Annotated in this window: 18 protein-coding genes; 16 read left to right on the forward strand and 2 right to left on the reverse strand. The window is 70.7% G+C overall.

All coding sequences use genetic code 11. The features are described from left to right. Positions 1-31: 31 nt before the first annotated feature. Positions 32-607, reverse strand: a complete 576-nt coding sequence (locus ITJ50_RS11090) for a hypothetical protein (protein WP_194590511.1) — start codon at positions 605-607, stop codon at positions 32-34. A 59-nt stretch (positions 608-666) separates the two neighbouring features. On the opposite strand from ITJ50_RS11090, the gene argS reads away from it, so the two are divergent. The 9 genes from argS to prmC all read left to right on the forward strand — a co-directional run bounded on the left by argS (position 667) and on the right by prmC (position 12,825). Beyond that, a complete protein-coding gene (argS, locus tag ITJ50_RS11095) occupies positions 667-2,337 on the forward strand; it encodes an arginine--tRNA ligase (protein ID WP_194590512.1) in 1,671 nt (556 codons plus the stop codon). A 171-nt stretch (positions 2,338-2,508) separates the two neighbouring features. Beyond that, on the forward strand, positions 2,509-3,264 hold the full coding sequence (locus ITJ50_RS11100; RefSeq protein WP_017885762.1) for an LmeA family phospholipid-binding protein: 756 nt from the start codon (positions 2,509-2,511) through the stop codon (positions 3,262-3,264). A gap of 59 nt (positions 3,265-3,323) precedes the next feature. Further along, the gene (gene lysA, locus ITJ50_RS11105; protein WP_071251722.1) at positions 3,324-4,745 is read left to right on the forward strand and encodes a diaminopimelate decarboxylase; all 1,422 of its coding nucleotides are present in this window, start codon (positions 3,324-3,326) and stop codon (positions 4,743-4,745) included. Between the two features lie 65 nt (positions 4,746-4,810). Then, positions 4,811-6,118 (forward strand): homoserine dehydrogenase, encoded by a 1,308-nt coding sequence (locus tag ITJ50_RS11110; protein WP_071251721.1) that lies wholly within the window; start codon positions 4,811-4,813, stop codon positions 6,116-6,118. Between the two features lie 87 nt (positions 6,119-6,205). Then, a complete protein-coding gene (thrC, locus tag ITJ50_RS11115) occupies positions 6,206-7,285 on the forward strand; it encodes a threonine synthase (RefSeq protein ID WP_017885759.1) in 1,080 nt (359 codons plus the stop codon). Positions 7,286-7,362: 77 nt separating this feature from the next. Next, a complete protein-coding gene (gene thrB, locus ITJ50_RS11120) occupies positions 7,363-8,301 on the forward strand; it encodes a homoserine kinase (RefSeq protein ID WP_071251731.1) in 939 nt (312 codons plus the stop codon). Positions 8,302-8,480: 179 nt separating this feature from the next. After that, positions 8,481-10,838: a transcription termination factor Rho gene (gene rho, locus ITJ50_RS11125; RefSeq protein ID WP_194590513.1), complete on the forward strand. Its 2,358-nt coding sequence runs from the start codon at positions 8,481-8,483 to the stop codon at positions 10,836-10,838. A 3-nt stretch (positions 10,839-10,841) separates the two neighbouring features. Beyond that, on the forward strand, positions 10,842-11,924 hold the full coding sequence (gene prfA / locus ITJ50_RS11130) for a peptide chain release factor 1 (RefSeq protein WP_017885756.1): 1,083 nt from the start codon (positions 10,842-10,844) through the stop codon (positions 11,922-11,924). 25 nt (positions 11,925-11,949) lie between these two features. Then, the gene (prmC, locus tag ITJ50_RS11135; protein WP_140448222.1) at positions 11,950-12,825 is read left to right on the forward strand and encodes a peptide chain release factor N(5)-glutamine methyltransferase; all 876 of its coding nucleotides are present in this window, start codon (positions 11,950-11,952) and stop codon (positions 12,823-12,825) included. A gap of 154 nt (positions 12,826-12,979) precedes the next feature. Here prmC and ITJ50_RS17900 read toward each other — a convergent pair whose 3' ends face one another. After that, positions 12,980-13,630 carry an HAD family hydrolase gene (locus ITJ50_RS17900; RefSeq protein WP_159557995.1) on the reverse strand — a complete coding sequence of 217 codons (651 nt, stop codon included), beginning with the start codon at positions 13,628-13,630 and terminating at the stop codon, positions 12,980-12,982. 37 nt (positions 13,631-13,667) lie between these two features. Between ITJ50_RS17900 and ITJ50_RS11145 the strand changes: the two genes are divergently transcribed. From ITJ50_RS11145 to ITJ50_RS11175, 7 genes are all read left to right on the forward strand, one after another. Next, a complete protein-coding gene (locus ITJ50_RS11145) occupies positions 13,668-14,342 on the forward strand; it encodes an L-threonylcarbamoyladenylate synthase (protein ID WP_017885753.1) in 675 nt (224 codons plus the stop codon). Then, positions 14,339-15,565: an MraY family glycosyltransferase gene (locus ITJ50_RS11150; protein ID WP_017885752.1), complete on the forward strand. Its 1,227-nt coding sequence runs from the start codon at positions 14,339-14,341 to the stop codon at positions 15,563-15,565. Before ITJ50_RS11145 ends, ITJ50_RS11150 begins: the two co-directional genes overlap by 4 nt. Next, a complete protein-coding gene (locus ITJ50_RS11155; RefSeq protein ID WP_017885751.1) occupies positions 15,562-16,053 on the forward strand; it encodes a hypothetical protein in 492 nt (163 codons plus the stop codon). Before ITJ50_RS11150 ends, ITJ50_RS11155 begins: the two co-directional genes overlap by 4 nt. A gap of 107 nt (positions 16,054-16,160) precedes the next feature. After that, positions 16,161-17,021: a F0F1 ATP synthase subunit A gene (gene atpB / locus ITJ50_RS11160; RefSeq protein WP_017885750.1), complete on the forward strand. Its 861-nt coding sequence runs from the start codon at positions 16,161-16,163 to the stop codon at positions 17,019-17,021. Between the two features lie 61 nt (positions 17,022-17,082). Then, the gene (gene atpE, locus ITJ50_RS11165; protein WP_017885749.1) at positions 17,083-17,325 is read left to right on the forward strand and encodes an ATP synthase F0 subunit C; all 243 of its coding nucleotides are present in this window, start codon (positions 17,083-17,085) and stop codon (positions 17,323-17,325) included. 9 nt (positions 17,326-17,334) lie between these two features. Then, positions 17,335-17,889: a F0F1 ATP synthase subunit B gene (locus ITJ50_RS11170; protein ID WP_194590514.1), complete on the forward strand. Its 555-nt coding sequence runs from the start codon at positions 17,335-17,337 to the stop codon at positions 17,887-17,889. Between the two features lie 2 nt (positions 17,890-17,891). Beyond that, positions 17,892-18,686: a F0F1 ATP synthase subunit delta gene (locus ITJ50_RS11175; protein WP_031259114.1), complete on the forward strand. Its 795-nt coding sequence runs from the start codon at positions 17,892-17,894 to the stop codon at positions 18,684-18,686. Positions 18,687-18,791: the final 105 nt, after the last annotated feature.

Below are 18,791 nucleotides of genomic sequence, written 5' to 3' on the forward strand. Positions count from 1 at the left end.
GCGGACCGCGCACCGTGCCGGCCCGCGTACGTCAGCCCGCAGGCGTCGCCGACCCCGTCGCGGACGGCTGCAGCGCGGCCCGCACCGCGTCGACGACGGGCTGCGCCCCACCCGGCTCGGTGAACAGCGTCGACTGCGCGGTGATCCAGTACGGGTCGGCGAAGGCATCCGCCCGGCCGACGGCACCGTTCAGGGCGAAGTACCCCTCGACGCGGTAGGTGGGGACCGATCCGCCCCGCTCGTACAGGGCGTCCTTCAGGTTGGTGAGCGACTTCTCAGGCAGGTCGGCGACCGCGAACGTGATCGCCGTGGCGTCCGCGTCGGTGCTCACGAACCGGCAGACGCGGCCCTGCTGCTTCGCGATGGTCGCGGCGGGGGAGCCCTTCGCCGGTGTGAACGAGTCGTCGAGCTCGAAGGTCTGCCCGTACACGGACAGGGCGCTCATCGGCAGGAGTTCCCCGCAGGTCTGCGACACCGGCTTGCCCGCGGGGGTCGCACTGGCCGACGGGGTGCTGTCCCCGCCGCCCGAGCACCCGGCGAGCACGACGGCTGCTGCGGTGGTGAGGGTGGCGACGGTGAGCGCCCGGGCACGGCTGCGGGGGGTCATCCCGACATGATGCTGCATCGACCGGTGCGGACCTGGGCGTCCCGGTAGGATCGGTCCTCGTGACTCCTGCCGAACTCTCCGCCGCGTACCTGTCGATCCTGACCGGGATCGTCGAGCGCCGAGGCGCGTCCGAGACCGTGACGATCGAGGAGTCCCACGTGGTGCTCGAGCGTCCGAAGAACCGCGCCCACGGCGACTGGGCCTCGAACGCCGCCATGCAGCTCGCGAAGCGGCTCGGCACGAACCCGCGCGAGCTCGCGACCGAGATCGCCGGCGAGCTGACCGAGCTCGACGGTGTGGACTCCGTCGACGTCGCCGGCCCCGGCTTCATCAACATCACGCTCGAGGCGGCCGCCGCTGGCGAGATCGCGCGCACCATCGTGGACGGCGGCGAGTCCTTCGGCACCGGCGACCTGTACGACGGCGTCCGGATCAACCTGGAGTTCGTCTCCGCCAACCCCACCGGCCCGATCCACATGGGCGGCGTCCGCTGGGCCGCAGTGGGCGACAGCCTGGCCCGCGTGTTCCAGGCGCAGGGCGGACTCGTCACCCGCGAGTACTACTTCAACGACCACGGCGCGCAGATCGACCGCTTCGCCCGCTCCCTCGTCGCCAGCGCACTCGGTGAGCCGACGCCCGAGGACGGCTACGGCGGCGCCTACATCGCCGAGATCGCGGCACGGGTCATCGCGACCCTCGAGCCGGGCACCGACGTCCGCGACCTGCCGCGCGACGAGGCGCAGGAGCTCTTCCGCCGCGAGGGCGTCGACTTCATGTTCGCGGACATCAAGTCGTCGCTGCACGACTTCGGCGTCGACTTCGACGTCTACTTCCACGAGAACGCCCTGCACGAGTCGAAGGCCGTCGAGCGTGCGATCGCCCGGCTGCGGTCGGCCGGCGTGATGTACGAGGCCGAGGGCGCCGAGTGGCTCCGCACGACCGACTTCGGCGACGACCGCGACCGCGTCGTCATCAAGTCGGACGGCGAACCCGCGTACATCGCCGGTGACCTGGCGTACTACCTCGACAAGCGCGAGCGCGGGTTCGAGCGCAACCTGATCATGCTGGGCGCCGACCACCACGGCTACGTCGGCCGGCTGATGGCGATGTGCGCCGCGTTCGGCGACGAGCCGGGCAAGAACCTCGAGATCCTGATCGGGCAGATGGTCAACCTGCTCAAGGACGGCGAACCGATGCGCATGTCGAAGCGCAACGGCACCATCGTCACGATGGAGGACCTGGTCGACGCCGTCGGTGTCGACGCCGGCCGCTACGCCCTGGTCCGCTTCGCCAGCGACACCGCGATCGACATCGACCTCGACCTGCTCACGAAGCGCACGAACGACAACCCCGTCTTCTACGTGCAGTACGCCCACGCCCGCACGCAGTCGGTGGCCCGGAACGCCGCGGCCGCCGGGGTCGACCGGTCGGTGTTCGACGCCTCGCTGCTGACCCACGAGTCGGAGAGCGCGCTCCTCGGAGCCCTCGCCGAGTACCCGCGGGTCGTCCGGCACGCCGCCGAGCTGCGCGAGCCGCACCGCATCGCGCGCTACATCGAGCAGCTGGCCGGCCTGTACCACCGCTGGTACGACTCCTGCCGCGTCACGCCCCTCGGCGACGAGCCCGTGACCGACCTGCACCGCACGCGCCTGTGGCTGAACGACGCCACCGGCCAGGTCGTCCGGAACGGCCTCGGCCTGCTCGGCGTGTCGGCTCCGTCCCGCATGTAGCGGTCGCCCCTTCCGAAAGACACCGGTGTTCGCGCACCGAACACCCGCATTCCGGGGTGTCGAGCGCGAACACCGTGTTTTGCGTCCTGGCCGCGCCCGGCCGCAGCCCGGCCGCGCCTGCCCGCGCCCGGCCGCAGCTGCGCCGCAGACCGGGCTGGCAGGCTAGGACGCATGCCTGCAGCCACCGAACGCCCCACCAAGCGCCGCCGCTGGCCCGTCGTCCTGCTCGTGCTCGTCGTGGTGCTCGCCGGCCTCGTCGTCGTCGCCGAGTTCGTGCTGCGCGGCGTCGTCGACCGGATCATCGCCCAGCAGGTCGAGCAGTCGCTGCCCGACGGCACGACCGGCCAGGTCGACGCGCACGCCGAGGGCATCGTCATCCCGCAGCTCATCAGCGGCACGCTCGATCGCGTCGAGATCTCCTCGGAGAAGCTCACGGTCGACGGCATCCCGCTCGCCGCCGACGTCACTGCGCAGGACGTCCCGGTGGACGGCAAGGGTGACGTCCGCGACGTCGACGGCACGGTCACCCTGGCGTCGTCGAGCGTCAAGGACCTGGCGAAGTACAGCCCGCTCTTCGACCGCCTCAGCCTGGCCGACGGTGGGGTCGAGCTGACCGGGTCGTCGTCGGTGCTCGGCTACGACATCACGTACGCCGCCAAGGGTGCCGTCGTCGCGCAGGACGACGGCCGCGGCATCTCGATCACCCCGGAGAGCGTCCGGATCACGAACTCCGACCTCGGTCTGAAGGTCGACTCGATCCCGGGCGTCACCGGCGTCCCGGTGCAGGTCTGCACCGCGCAGTTCCTGCCCGAGGCGCTGCGGGTGCGCTCACTCGACGTGTCGAAGTCGGACGCGACGGTCCGCATCACCGCGGACGCGCTGCCGCTCACCGAGGACGGCCTGCGGACCGTCGGCAGCTGCCGCTGAGCGGACGGGTGCGTAACGCGGCCCGGGAGGCGTGGCTCGCGTCGGTAGGATCGGGTCCCGTGAGCGAGAACCCCCTTGCACCGCCGCGGCTGCGGTTCCCGACGGACGCCTCCGAACTGGTGGACCGCATCTGGCCCGCGTCCGCGACGCGGACCGACGACGGCACCCTGGCGATCGGTGGCATCAGCGCGACCGACCTGGTCGCCCGGTTCGGCACGCCGCTGTACGTCGTCGACGAGCGTGACGTGCAGTCCCGTGCGGTGCGGGTGCGGAACGCCTTCACCGAGGCCTTCGAACGCATCGGCAGTCACGCGCACGTCTACTACGCCGGCAAGGCGTTCCTGACGACGCAGGTGGTCGCGTGGATGGCCGAGGCGGACCTGCGCGTCGACGTCTGCACCGCCGGTGAGCTCGCGGTCGCCCTGGCCGGTGGCATCGACCCCGGTCGGCTCGGCTTCCACGGCAACGACAAGTCCGACGCCGAGATCGCCCGTGCCCTCGAGGTCGGCGTCGGCACGATCGTGCTCGACAGCCACGAAGAGGTGCAGCGCGTCGCCCGCGCCGCCGCCGACGCCGGGGTCGTGCAGCGTGTGCGCATCCGGATCAACACCGGCGTGCACGCGTCCACCCACGAGTACCTGGCGACCGCTCGCGAGGACCAGAAGTTCGGCATCCCGCTGTCCGAGGCCGTCGACGCCGCGGCAGCCGTCCGTGCCGAGCCCTCGCTCGCCTTCGTCGGCCTGCACTCGCACATCGGTTCGCAGATCTTCGATGACGCCGGCTTCCGCGAGGCCGCACGTCGGCTGATGGACGTGCACGCGACGCTCGTCGCCACCGGCCCGGTGCCCGAGCTGAACCTCGGCGGCGGCTGGGGCATCGACTACACCGAGGCCGACTCGGCGTTCGCCCCCGAGGACGTCGCCGATGCACTGGCCGCGATCATCGGCGAGGCCTGCGCCGAACGCGGCATCCCGGTGCCGGACATCGCCGTCGAGCCGGGCCGGTACGTCATCGGCCCGCCCGGGGTGACGCTGTACCGCGTCGGCACGATCAAGCCCGTCACGCTCGAGACCGACGACGGCGGCAGCGCGACCCGCACGTACGTCTCGGTCGACGGCGGGATGAGCGACAACATCCGTCCGGCCCTGTACGGCGCCGACTACACGGCCCGGCTCGCCCGCACCTCCGACGCACCAGCGGTGCTGAGCCGCGTCGTCGGCAAGCACTGCGAGAGCGGCGACGTCGTGGTGAACGACGAGTACCTGCCCGGCGACGTGCAGCGCGGCGACCTGCTGGCCGTGGCGGCCACCGGTGCCTACTGCTGGGCGCTGTCGAGCAACTACAACCACGTGGGCCGCCCGCCGGTCGTCGCCGTCGCGGACGGCACAGCCCGTATCCTCGTGCGGGGCGAGACGATCGACGACCTGCTCGCCCGTGACACCGGGGTCGCCGCCGTGCCCGCCGAGGGCACCGGCCGCTGACCCCCGACCCGACCGGGTCCGCCCACCCCGCAGGGCGTGCCCCCATCGACAGGAACCGCTACCAGATGATCGAATACCGCAACGTCCGTGTCGCGCTGCTCGGGGCCGGCTCGGTCGGTTCCCAGGTCGCGCGACTGCTCCTCGAGCACGGCGACGAGCTGGCCTCGCGCGCCGGAGCCGGGCTGGAGCTCGTCGGGATCGCCGTGCGCGACGTGGACGCGGAGCGCGACGTCGACCTGCCGGCGGAGCTCTTCACCACGGACGCTGCGTCGCTCATCCTCGGCGCGGACATCGTCGTCGAGCTCATCGGCGGCATCGAGCCGGCGCGCACCCTCGTGCTCCAGGCGCTGCAGTCCGGCGCCGACGTCGTCACCGGCAACAAGGCGCTGCTCGCCACCCACGGCCCGGAGCTCTTCGCCGCGGCCGAGCAGGTCGGTGCACAGCTCTACTACGAGGCCGCCGTGGCCGGTGCGATCCCGATCATCCGTCCGCTGCACGACTCGCTCGCCGGTGACCGCATCGTCCGGATCATGGGCATCGTCAACGGCACGACCAACTTCATCCTCGACCTGATGGACCGCAAGGGTTCCACGTTCCAGGACGCCCTGGCCACCGCGACGGAGCTCGGGTACGCCGAGGCCGACCCGACCGCCGACATCGAGGGCTACGACGCCGCGCAGAAGGCCGCGATCCTGGCCTCGCTCGCGTTCCACACCTCGGTGCCGCTCGCCGCCGTGCACCGCGAGGGCATCACCCACGTCACGATCGAGCAGGTCCGCGCCGCCCGCAAGGCCGGCTACGTCGTGAAGATCCTGGCGACCGCGGAGCGGCTGACGGACGAGGACGGCCGCGAGGGCGTCAGCGCCCGCGTCTACCCGGCCCTCGTGCCCGAGTCGCACCCGCTCGCGAGCGTGCACGGAGCGAAGAACGCCGTGTTCGTCGAGGCTGAAGCCGCCGGTGACCTGATGTTCTACGGCGCGGGTGCCGGTGGCGTCGAGACGGCCTCGGCGGTCCTCGGCGACCTGGTCTCCGCGGCTCGTCGGCACGTCATCGGTGGCCCGGGCGTCGCCGAGTCGACGCAGTCCGAGCTGCCGGTGTTCCCGATCGGCACCGTCCGCACGAGCTACCAGATCACCCTGCACGTCACGGACGCACCCGGCGTGCTGTCGACCGTCGCGGGCGTGCTCGCCAAGCACGGCGTCAGCGTCGAGACGGTCGAGCAGACCACCACCGGCGCAGCCGAGGGGACCGCGACGCTCGTCATCGGCACCCACCTGGCGCGCGAGGCCGACCTCGCGGACACCGTCGTCGCCCTCCGCGGCGAGGACGTCGTCCTGGACGTCACCAGCGTCCTGCGCGTCGTCGGTCGCTGACGCGACCACGGGCCTCCAGGCCGACCAGCAGGCTCGCCGAGCCGAACCACCACCAGATCCACCCCACCGGACAGAGAGAGAAGCCTGATGGCCCACCAGTGGCAGGGAGTCCTGCGCGAGTACGCCGACCGACTCGACGTGACCGAGGCGACGCCCATCGTCACCCTCGGTGAGGGCGGCACGCCGCTCATCCCGGCTCGTCGGCTCTCCGAGCGCACCGGCGCCGAGGTCTACGTGAAGTTCGAGGGCATGAACCCGACGGGCTCGTTCAAGGACCGCGGCATGACGATGGCGATCTCGAAGGCCGTCGAGCACGGCGCGAAGGCCGTCATCTGCGCCTCGACCGGCAACACCAGCGCCTCGGCCGCCGCGTACGCGACGCACGCCGGCATCACCGCCGCGGTGCTCGTGCCCGAGGGCAAGATCGCCATGGGCAAGCTCAGCCAGGCCGTCGCCCACGACGCCCAGCTGCTGCAGGTGCAGGGCAACTTCGACGACTGCCTCGACATCGCCCGCGACCTGGCGGCGAACTACCCGGTGCACCTCGTCAACTCCGTCAACAACGACCGCATCGAGGGGCAGAAGACCGCCGCGTTCGAGGTCGTCGACGTCCTCGGTGACGCACCGGACTTCCACTTCCTGCCCGTCGGCAACGCGGGCAACTACACCGCGTACTCGCGCGGCTACCGCGAGGACGTCGCCGCCGGTCGGAGCACCAAGCTGCCCCGCATGTTCGGGTTCCAGGCCGCCGGTTCCGCCCCGATCGTGCACGGCGAGGTCGTCCGGCACCCGGACACCATCGCGTCGGCCATCCGCATCGGCAACCCGGCCTCGTGGCAGTTCGCGCTCGAGGCGCAGCAGGAGACCGACGGCTACTTCGGTGCGATCAGCGACGAGGCCATCCTCGCCGCGCACCGCATCCTGTCGGCCGAGGTCGGCGTCTTCGTCGAGCCCGCGTCGGCGATCGGTGTCGCCGGGCTGCTCGAGCGCGCCGACGCCGGTGTCGTGCCGAAGGGCGCGAAGGTCGTCATCACGGTCACGGGTCACGGCCTGAAGGACCCGCAGTGGGCCCTCCGCACGCCGGACGGCGGCGAGGTCACCCCGACGAGCGTGCCGGTCGACACGAAGTCGATCGCCGACGTGCTCGGTCTGGTCAGCGAGCAGTGATCTCCGACCGCTCGTCCGGACCGGGGGAGGGCGTCACCGCCCGCAGCGCTGTACCGGCCGGACGGGCGGTCCGGACACTGCCGGCCGGATCGACGGTCCGCGTCCGGGTGCCGGCCACGTCGGCGAACCTCGGCCCCGGCTTCGACTCGCTCGGCCTCGCGCTCTCGCTCTACGACGAGGTCGTGGTGCGCGTGCGCCCCGAACCCGGCGCGACCGTCACGGTCGAGGGCGTCGGCGCCGGTGAGGTCGCCACCGACGACTCGAACCTGGTCGTCCGTGCCGTCCGCCGAGGGTTCGAACACGCCGGTGTCGACCAGCCCGGCCTCGAGCTGCACGCGACGAACGCGATCCCGCACGGGCGCGGTCTCGGCTCGTCCGCCGCGGCGATCGTCGCGGGGCTGATGGCGGCCCGCGGCCTGCTCGAGGGCATCGTCGACCTCGACGCCTCGACGCTCCTGACCCTGGCCACCGAGATGGAGGGCCACCCGGACAACGTCGCGCCGGCGCTCTTCGGCGGCCTGACGATCGCGTGGATGACCGCCGAGGGCCCGGCGTACAAACGGCTCCTGGTGCACCGCGGTGTCGCCCCGGTGGTGTTCGTGCCGACCTCGACGCTCTCCACCAAGCTCGCGCGCTCCCTGCAGCCCGAGCAGGTCCCGCACGCCGACGCCGCGTTCAACGTCTCCCGCTCGGCGCTGCTCGTCGCGGCGCTCATCCAGAGCCCCGAGCTGTTGCTCGCCGCGACCGAGGACCGTCTGCACCAGGCGTACCGCGCCAGCGCCATGCCCGAGACCGACGCCCTGATCCGGCTGCTCCGGCAGCACGGCCTGGCCGCGGTGGTCTCCGGTGCGGGGCCGAGCCTGCTCGTCCTCGGCAGCGACCCGGCACAGCGGCTGACCGCCGCCGACCTGGTCCAGCGACACGCCGAATCCGACTGGCGGCCGCTCATGCTGGCCGTCGATCTCGGTGGTGCTACAGTGGCAGCGCACTCGGCGCTCGAAGCCGAACCCGCGTAACCGTACGGATCGCTCGTCCTCCAGGACAGCTCCTACGACGTCGCAGGGTCCGGTGCGCGAGTGTGCATCTCTTTCTGATCACCGAATCCCGATCCGTCGTCTGAACGGCGGTCGATGCTCACTGCATCCGGGACGGTGGAAACTCTCCGCGTTCTGCGGTTCGAAAGGAAACACCGACCTTGACCGACAACAACTCCGCCCAGGTGGAGATCCCCAGCGACCTGCGTGCCCTCCGTCTTCCGGAGCTCCAGCGCATCGCCTCCTCGCTCGGCATCACCGGGCTCTCCAAGCTCCGCAAGGGCGACCTGATCGCCTCCATCGAGGACAAGCGCCCCCTCGACGAGACGCCGGCCGCCCCGGCCGCCGTCGTCCCCGAGACCCCCGCCGAGCCGGCCGCCACCGAGCAGCCGACCCTGCCGGAACCCGCCGAGACGCCCGCGCAGCCCGCTGCCGAGGCCCCCGTCGCCGACTCCGAGGCACCCGCCGAGTCGGCAGCCCCGAGCCGTGCCCGTCGTTCGCGCCGTGCGTCGTCCGGTGGCACCGTGAACGCCGCACCGACCTCGGCCGCCGAGCACACCAACCACGGTCAGACCGGCACCGAGGACCTCCTCGCCGGGCTCGACCAGGTCCGCGCCGAGAAGGACGCGCAGGAAGCCGCGCAGTCCGGCTCGCAGCGCCGCGGCCGTGGCCAGCGGAACGCCGAGCAGCGCACCGAGCAGCGTGGCGCCGAGCAGGGCCAGCAGGCGTCGGCACCGGCCGAGGCCGAGCAGCCGAACCAGGCTGCCCAGCAGCAGGGCCAGCAGGGCCAGCAGGGCCAGCAGGCCCCGACGTCCGCCGTGCAGGCCGACCAGGACCAGAACGAGTCCGGCGACCAGAACGACCAGGGCGACCAGAACTCCGAGCAGGGCGAGGGCGGCTCGCGTCGCGGTCGTCGCAGCCGTGGTCGCGGTCGCGGCCGTGGCCAGAACGCCGAGAACGGCGAGCAGCAGAACGGCGCCGACCAGCAGAACGGTGGCCAGAACGGCGGCCAGCAGAAGCAGAACGGCGCCGACCAGAACGGCCAGCAGAACGGCGGCCAGCAGAACGGCGGCCAGCAGAACGGCGGCCAGCAGAACCAGCAGAAGCAGAACGGCGGCGAGCAGCAGAACGGCAAGCAGAACGACCAGCCGAAGCAGGCCGACGCCAAGCAGGACGACAAGTCCGACCAGAAGCAGCAGAACGCCGGTCAGCAGAAGCAGCAGACCAGCGGCCAGCAGAAGCAGCAACAGCAACAGCACGCCGACGAGGCCGAGAGCGGCCGCAGCCGTCGCCAGCGCGACCGCAAGCGCGGCCGTGGCGGCCAGAACGACGACTTCGAGCCCGAGGTCACCGAGGACGACGTCCTGATCCCGATCGCGGGCATCCTCGACGTCCTCGACAACTACGCGTTCGTCCGCACCACCGGCTACCTGCCGGGCCCGAGCGACGTCTACGTCTCCCTCGGCCAGGTGAAGAAGTACCACCTGCGCAAGGGCGACGCCGTCGTCGGTTCGATCAAGCAGCCGCGTGACGGCGAGCAGCAGAGCCGTCAGAAGTACAACGCGCTCGTCGCCGTCGAGTCGATCAACGGCCAGTCCGCCGACGAGGCCGCGGCCCGTGTCGACTTCAACGACCTCACCCCGCTGTACCCGAACGAGCGCCTGCGCCTCGAGACGGAGCCGGGCAAGCTGTCGACCCGCATCATCGACCTCGTGTCGCCGATCGGCAAGGGCCAGCGCGGTCTCATCGTGTCCCCGCCGAAGGCCGGCAAGACCGTCGTGCTGCAGGCCATCGCGAACGCCGTCGCCAAGAACAACCCCGAGGCGCACCTGATGGTCGTCCTCGTCGACGAGCGGCCCGAAGAGGTCACCGACATGCAGCGCACGGTGAAGGGCGAGGTCATCGCCTCGACCTTCGACCGTCCCGCCGAGGACCACACCACCGTCGCCGAGCTCGCCATCGAGCGTGCGAAGCGCCTGGTGGAGCTGGGCCACGACGTCGTGCTGCTGCTCGACTCGATCACCCGCCTGGGCCGTGCGTACAACCTGTCGACCCCGCCGTCGGGCCGCGTGCTCTCCGGTGGCGTCGACTCGGCGGCGCTCTACCCGCCGAAGCGGTTCTTCGGCGCCGCGCGCAACATCGAGGACGGCGGCTCGCTGACCATCCTCGCGACCGCGCTCGTCGAGACCGGCTCCAAGATGGACGAGGTCATCTTCGAGGAGTTCAAGGGCACCGGAAACATGGAGCTCCGCCTGAACCGCCACCTCGCCGACAAGCGGATCTTCCCCGCGGTCGACGTGAACGCCTCGGGTACCCGTCGCGAGGAGCAGCTGCTCTCCGCGGACGAGGTCAAGATCACCTGGCGTCTGCGCCGGGCCCTCGCCGGGCTCGACCCGCAGCAGGCCCTCGAGATCGTGCTGCGGAACCTCAAGGAGACGCAGTCGAACGTCGAGTTCCTGGTGCAGGTGCAGAAGTCGGTCCCCTCGACCGGCGCCCACCACAACGGCCACCAGGAGTAACGCGTGTTCGAGTCGGTAGCGGGGCTGCTGGCGGAACACGAGGACCTGACGCAGCAGCTGTCGGACCCCGCGCTCCACGCCGATGCGGCCCGGGCGAAGAAGGTGAACCGGCGGTACGCCGAGCTCAACCAGATCAAGTCCGCGTACGAGGCCTGGCAGGCGGCGGGGGACGACCTCGCCGCCGCCCAGGAACTCGCGCGTGAGGACGCGGCGTTCGCGGACGAGGTCCCCGGGCTCGAGGAGCAGCTGTCGGAGCGCCAGGAGCGTCTCCGGCGGCTGCTCATCCCGCGCGACCCGGACGACGGCCGCGACGTCATCATGGAGATCAAGGGCGGCGAGGGCGGCGAGGAATCGGCGCTGTTCGCGGCCGACCTCCTGCGCATGTACTCGCACTACGCCGAGACCAAGGGCTGGAAGGTCGAGCTCCTCGAGCGCACCGAGTCCGACCTGGGTGGCTACAAGGACGTCCAGGTCGCGATCAAGTCGAACACGACCGACCCGTCCCAGGGCGTCTGGGCACACCTGAAGTACGAGGGCGGTGTGCACCGCGTCCAGCGTGTGCCGCAGACCGAGTCGCAGGGGCGCATCCACACCTCGACCACCGGCGTGCTGGTGTTCCCCGAGGTGGACGAGCCCGAAGAGGTCCAGATCAACCAGAACGACCTGAAGATCGACGTCTACCGGTCCTCCGGCCCTGGCGGCCAGTCGGTCAACACGACGGACTCCGCGGTCCGCATCACCCACCTGCCCACGGGCATCACGGTGGCGATGCAGAACGAGAAGTCGCAGCTGCAGAACCGTGAGGCCGGCATGCGCGTGCTCCGTGCACGCATCCTCGCGCGCCAGCAGGAGGAGCTCGACGCGATCGCCTCGGACGCGCGCAAGTCGCAGATCCGCGGGATGGACCGTTCGGAGCGCATCCGCACGTACAACTTCCCGGAGAACCGGATCGCGGACCACCGCACCGGCTACAAGGCGTACGACCTCGACCGCGTGATGAACGGTGCCCTCGAGCCCGTCATCCAGTCCGCCATCCAGGCGGACGAAGAGGCGCGGCTGGCCGCCATCGGCGACCAGGACGCGTAACCGCACACCCAGCCTGGAGGCCCGTATCACCGCCGACACGCCCCTCACGTACGCCGCGGATCGCCTGCTCGAGCAGGCGACCGCGGCGCTCGTCGCCGTCGGCGTCCCCACGCCCCGGGTCGACGCCGAGCTGCTGCTCGCGTGGGCGACCGACACCTCGCGCGGTGCTGTCCAGGCCCGGGCGCTGATCGGCGGCGGCATCGCCCCGGAGCACGTCGAGCGCTTCCGGCACGCGGTCGCCCGCCGAGCCACCCGTGAGCCGCTGCAGCACATCACCGGGCAGGCGTACTTCCGCGCGCTCACCCTGGCCGTCGGACCGGGCGTGTTCGTGCCCCGTCCGGAGACCGAGGGCGTCGTCCAGTTCGGCATCGACGCCCTCCGCGCGACCGCCGTGCCCGAGCCGATCGCCGTCGACCTGGGCTCCGGAAGCGGTGCGATCGCGATCGCGATGGACACCGAGGTGCCGAACGCCGTGGTCTACGCGGTCGAGCGGTCGCCCGAGGCGCTGCCCTGGACCCGGCGCAACGTCGATGCCCACGGCGGGACCGTGCGGCTCGTCGAGGGCGACCTCGCCGACGCGCTGCCGGAACTCGACGGCACCGTCTCCGTCGTCGTGTCGAACCCGCCGTACGTGCCGGACGACGCGATCCCGGTCGACCCCGAGGTCCGCGACCACGACCCGGCGATGGCGCTCTACGGTGGGCCGGACGGCCTCGACGCCGTGCGCGCCCTCGCCGAGACGGCCTGGCGGTTGCTGGTGCCCGGGGGAGCACTGGTCATCGAGCACGCCGAGCCGCAGGGCGCCGGCGTCCGGCAGGTCCTGGCGGGCCGGGGGTTCCGCACCCCGGAGACGCACGTCGACCTGACGGGTCGCGACCGCACGACCACCGCGACGCGCTAGGCGGGGGTGAGCCGCGCCTCCAGGCCGTCCTCGCCCGCCGTCGGCTGCGGTGAGACGCCGTCGTGTCGGTGAGACGCCGCGATGTGCGCGAGACGCCGCGGTGTCTGGCGGCGTCCTGACAAGACGACGGCGTGTCGGCGGGTGTGAGCGCTCGTCAGGCGACGGGGGAGGTCTCGCGCTGCGCCGCGACGAAGGCGCGGACGTGCTCGCGAAGGTCGGTGTCGTGCTCGACCAGCACCGCGTGGATGCCGACGCTCCGCGCACCCGCGATGTTCTCGGGCATGTCGTCGGCGAAGAAGGTGCGCTCGGCGGGGACCCCGTGGTGGGCGATCGCACGCTGGAAGACCTCGGGCTCGGGTTTGCGGGCGCCGAAGTTGCTCGTCGTGTCGAGGTGCTCGCCGAAGACCTCGGGCAGGGACGGTGCCCACTCGTGGATCCACCGGCCGGCGAGCGGACCGTTGTTGGTGAGCAGCCCGACACGCCCGTGCTCGCTCGCGATCCGGACCGCCTCGATGCGTTCCGGCAGCTCGGTCATCGCGGCGCCGCGGATCCGGGCCCAGTCGGCCTCGGGGACGTCGCACTCCATCGCGCGCTCGAACGCAGCGAGGTACTCGTCGCCGTCCGCGAACCCACCGGCCTCGGCGCGCATCTCGTGACCGCAGTCCCACCAGCGGCGTCGGAGCTCCTGGAACGCGTGTCCGGTGAACTCGGAGAGTGCGGCCATGCGCACCTTCCAGTCGTACCGGACCAGGACGTCGTCCATGTCGAAGAGGAACAGGAGCGGGGGTGCAGGCGTCTCGTTCACGATGTCCACCATTGTGTCGCACTATCATCGTCGAGTCATGGCATCCCGATACGACTGCACCGACTCCGACGGGCTCCTGACCGGGATGCGGCTCGCACGCGCCGCCCTCGGACGCGGAGAGCTCGTCGTGGTCCCCACCGACACCGTCTACGGCCTCGCCGCGGACGCCTTCAGCGCGACCGCCGTGCAGCGGCTGCTCGACGCGAAGGGCCGCACACGGCAGTCCCCGCCGCCCGTGCTCATCCCCGGTCCGCCCACGCTCGACGCCCTCGCCAGCGACGTCCCGCAGCCGGTGCGCGACCTGGTGGCCGAGTTCTGGCCCGGCGGGCTGACCGTCATCCTGCACGCCCAGCCGTCGCTCGACTGGGACCTCGGCGAGACGCGTGGCACGGTGGCCCTGCGGATGCCGGACTCACGGATCGCCCTCGAGCTGTTGCAGGAGGTCGGGCCCCTGGCGGTCTCGTCCGCGAACTCCACGGGCGACCCGGCCGCGATGGACGTCGACGCCGCCGAACGCATGCTCGGGGACAGCGTCGCGATCTACCTGGACGGCGGGCCGATCGAGGTGCACGACGGCTTCGAGGCCAGCACGGGGTCGACCATCGTCGACGCCACCGGGCTGTCGGACGGCGGGAAGCTCCGCATCGTCCGGCACGGGGTGATCCCCGACGAGGAGATCATCCGGGTCGTCGGAGCCGACCTCGTCACATGAAGTACTACCTGCTCGCGGGGGCCATCGCCGCGGTCGTGAGCTTCGTGATGAGCCTGATCGTCTGGAAGCTCGGGCTGAAGTACAAGTGGTACCCGCAGGTCCGTGAGCGGGACGTGCACCGCACCCCGACGCCGCGGCTCGGCGGCATCGCGATGTACATCGGCGTCATCGTCTCGCTGCTGGCGGCCTGGTTCCTGTTCCCGTCGATCGCGGGGACCGATTACTTCCGGTTGGTGTTCTCCGAGCCGGGCCGTGTGCTCGCGGTGCTCGGGGGAGCGACGATCATCGTGGTCCTCGGCGTCGCGGACGACATCTGGGACCTCGACTGGATGACGAAGCTCGCCGGGCAGATCATCGCGGCGGGCATCCTCGCCTGGCAGGGCGTCGCGATCGTGTCGCTGCCGATCGGCAACACGCTGGGCGTCGGGTCGTCGTACATGAGCCTGATCTTCACCGTGCTGGCGGTGGTGCTCGTGATGAACGCGGTGAACTTCATCGACGGGCTCGACGGGCTGGTGGCCGGTGTCGCGATCATCGCCGGCGGCGTGTTCTTCCTCTACACGTTCTTCATCAACCGCGTGGTCGTGCAGACCGAGTTCTTCTTCAACCTGCCGTCGCTGCTCACCGCGGTCCTCGTCGGGGCCTGCTTCGGCTTCCTCATCCTGAACTGGCACCCCGCGAAGCTCTTCATGGGGGATGCCGGCGCGCTGCTCGTCGGGTTCCTGATGGCCACGAGTGCGGTCTCGGTCACGGGCAACATCGACCCGGCGGCGGTCCAGACACGCCAGGCGCTGCTGCCGGCGTTCATCCCGATCCTGCTGCCGTTCGCGATCCTGATCGTCCCGATCCTGGACTTCGGGCTCGCGGTCACCCGACGGCTCAGCGCGGGGAAGTCGCCGTTCTCGGCCGACCGGAAGCACCTGCACCACCGCCTGCTCGACATGGGGCACTCGCACTTCCACGCGGTGCTGATCTTCTACGCCTGGACCGCGACCGTCGCCTTCGGGTGCCTGCTGTTCCTCTTCGTGGACTGGTACTGGGTCGTCGTCTTCGTGTCCGTCGGCTTCACCGTCTGCGCCGTCGCGACGTTCGCGCCGCTCGGACGGAAGCGCGCCGAGATCGCCGCGCAGACCGCCAACCGCTCCGCCGCCGTGGTGGACGCCAGCCTCGACCCGCTCGACCGGGCCGCCAACGACCGCACGATCCCTGGAGACATCACGTGACCGCACCGAACGCGCTCGACCACGTCCGGCCGGTGTTCCGCCGCATCATCACCTGGGGAGCGGTCCTCGCCGTCGCCCTGGCGGTCGTCGGCGGACTCATCGGGTTCCTCGTCGCGGACGGCCCCGGGCTGGTCGGGGGACTGCTCGGCGCGGTGCTGAGCGTCGTGTTCCTCGGCCTCACCGCGGTCAGTGTCCTCGTCGCGCTGCGGGTGTCGAAGGGCCAGATGATCTCGGGTGCGTTCTTCGGGATCGTGATGGGCACCTGGCTGCTGAAGTTCATCGTCTTCATCGTGCTGCTGGTCCTGCTCAGGGACCGCGACTGGGTCGACTTCCCGGTGCTGGCGATCGTGATCATCGCGGGGGTCGTCGGCTCCCTGGTGATCGACGTCGTCGCGGTCGCGAAGGCCCGCACCCCGATCGACGTCCGGCTGCCGGGCGACGGTCTCGACGACTCCGCGGACGCTGGGAACCCGACCCCCCGCGTCTGAGAAGCCGGGAAGCCTCTCGCACCTGATAGGCTTCTCGAAGTCCGCTACCGGAGCCTTTCGCTCGGGGCGGGCGAGCCTCCACAACGTCCACCATCGCGTGCCATGATGTGCGCGCGCCGACACAGGAGACAGCGCTGCTATCCCACGCTCTTCCCCTGTCCCTCTCCGCTGCGGTTGACACCGTCGCGGCGGGGAGCAGCAAGGCCGCCGAGTTCCATGGTCCGTCGATCAACGAGTTCTTCCCCGATGCTCTTCTGTGGGCAGGGACGCCGTTCGAGATCGATCGGCTCGTCCTCATCCGATTCTTCGCCGTCGCCGTGCTCCTGGTGTTCGCGTTCGTGGGTACCCGTGCACTGAAGCTCGTGCCGAACCGCGGTCAGGCGTTCATCGAGTACGCGTTCGACGTCGTCCGCCGCAACACGTTCGACAACCTCGGCGAGAAGGACGGCAAGCGCTTCCTGCCGCTCCTGGCGACGATCTTCTTCGGCGTGCTGTTCATGAACCTGACCGGTCTGGTGCCGTTCATGAACCTCGGCGGGACCAGTCGCATCGCGATGCCGATGATCCTGGCGATCGTCGCGTACGTCGCGTTCATCTACGCCGGTCTCCGCAAGCACCCGGGCACGTTCCTCCGGAACTCGCTCTTCCCGCCCGGTGTGCCGTGGTTCCTCTACATCATCGTGACGCCGATCGAGCTGGTCTCGACCTTCGTGCTCCGTCCCGTCACCCTGACGCTGCGACTCCTGATGAACATGGTCGTGGGGCACCTGCTCCTCGTGCTGTTCTTCTCGGCCACGCAGTTCTTCTTCTTCGACGCTTCGCTCGGCTTCAAGGCCTTCGGCGTCGGGACCATCGCGTTCGGCATCGCGTTCAGCTTCTTCGAGGTCCTCGTCGCGCTGCTGCAGGCCTACGTCTTCATGCTCCTCACCGCCGTCTACATCCAGCTGGCGCTGGCTGACGAGCACTGATTCCTCACTGACCCCCTACGGGACCGACGACCGTCGGACCCGCACCTCGAAAGGAAAACACGTGGACGCAACGACCGTTCTCGCGGAGATCAACGGCAACATCGCGACGGTTGGCTACGGCCTCGCAGCGATCGGCCCGGCCATCGGCGTCGGCATCGTCGTCGGTAAGACGATCGAGTCCGTCGCTCGCCAGCCCGAGCTCCAGGGCCGCCTGACGACCCTCATGTACATCGGTATCGCCTTCACCGAGGCCCTGGCCTTCATCGGTATCGCCACGTACTTCATCTTCACCGGCACCAACTAAGGCTCCTCGATGCACAACGCACTCATCATCGCGGCGGAGGAGACGCACAACCCGCTGATCCCGCCGTTGTACGACGTCGTCTGGTCGGCGCTTGCCTTCGTCATCATCTTCCTGGTGATGTGGCGTGTCGTCACGCCGCGCATCACGAAGATGCTCGATGAGCGCACCGAGGCCATCGAGGGCGGCATCAAGAAGGCCGAGGCCGCTCAGGAGCAGGCCGCTGCTGCGCTCGAGGAGTACAACAAGCAGCTCGCTGATGCACGTGCCGAGGCATCGCGCATCCGTGATCAGGCCCGCGCCGACGCCACGGCGATCGGCAACGAGGTCCGCGAGCAGGCGACCGCCGATGCAGCACGCATCACGGCCAACGCACAGGCGCAGATCGAGGCCGAGCGCCAGAGCGCCGTCCAGGCACTCCGGTCCGAAGTGGGCACCCTCGCGCTGGACCTCGCGTCCGGCGTGATCGGTGAGTCCCTCAAGGACGACGCCAAGTCCACCGCAGTGGTCGACCGCTTCCTCGCCGACCTCGAGGCCTCGCAGGCCACGAAGACGGGGGAGCACTGAGCATGCGCAGCGCTACCAGAGAAGCACTCGCGTCCACCAGGGCGGTGCTCTCGGACCTCGGTCCGAGCGCCGGCCTGGTCGCGGGTGCCGAGATCCTCGCCTCCGGGCGTGCGATCGCCGGTGCGCCGCAGCTGCTCGGGCTGCTGTCCGACCCCACGGCCGACGCGGCCGGCAAGAAGGTCCTCATCGACCGTGTCTTCGCCGGACAGTCGGACGCGACGCGTGCGGTCCTGACCGCGGTGGCCGGCTCGCGCTGGTCCTCGCAGCAGGACCTGCTCGCCGGCATCGAGGACGCGGGCATCCGCGCCGTCGCCGCCACCGCGGGTCCGGACTCGTCGATCGAGTCGGAGTTGTTCGCCTTCGAGACCGCCGTCCGTTCGGACGCCGGACTCGAGCTGGCGCTCGGCACCAAGCTCGGCAGCCCCGAGCAGAAGGGCGCGCTCGTCGAGCGGCTCCTCGGTGCCAAGGCGTCGGAGCAGACGGTCATCATCGTGTCGTCCCTGGTGCAGCAGCCCCGTGGTCGTCGCATCGGTGAGATCGTCCGCGACGCATCGCGCATCGTGGCCGAGCAGGCCGGCAAGCTCGTCGCGACGGTCGTCACGGCGACGCACCTGACCCCCGCCCAGTCGGCCCGCGTCACGCGCGGTCTGTCCGAGCGGTACGGCAAGGACATCAGCATCAACCAGGTCGTCGACCCCACGGTCGTCGGCGGGGTCCGGGTGCAGATCGGCGGCGACGTCATCGACGGCACCGTGTCCACGCGACTCTCGGAGCTCCGGCTCCAGCTCGCCGGCTAGGCGTACGGTCGAAGCCGCTCCTCCCCAAGTCCACAACGGGAACTGCCGAGTTCGGCAGCGTCACCCTCTCGGAGCCGAAGGGCCCCGGAAAACCACAAGGAAAAT

This window comes from Curtobacterium sp. VKM Ac-2889 (genome assembly GCF_015350855.1).
Lineage (GTDB): Bacteria > Actinomycetota > Actinomycetes > Actinomycetales > Microbacteriaceae > Curtobacterium > Curtobacterium poinsettiae.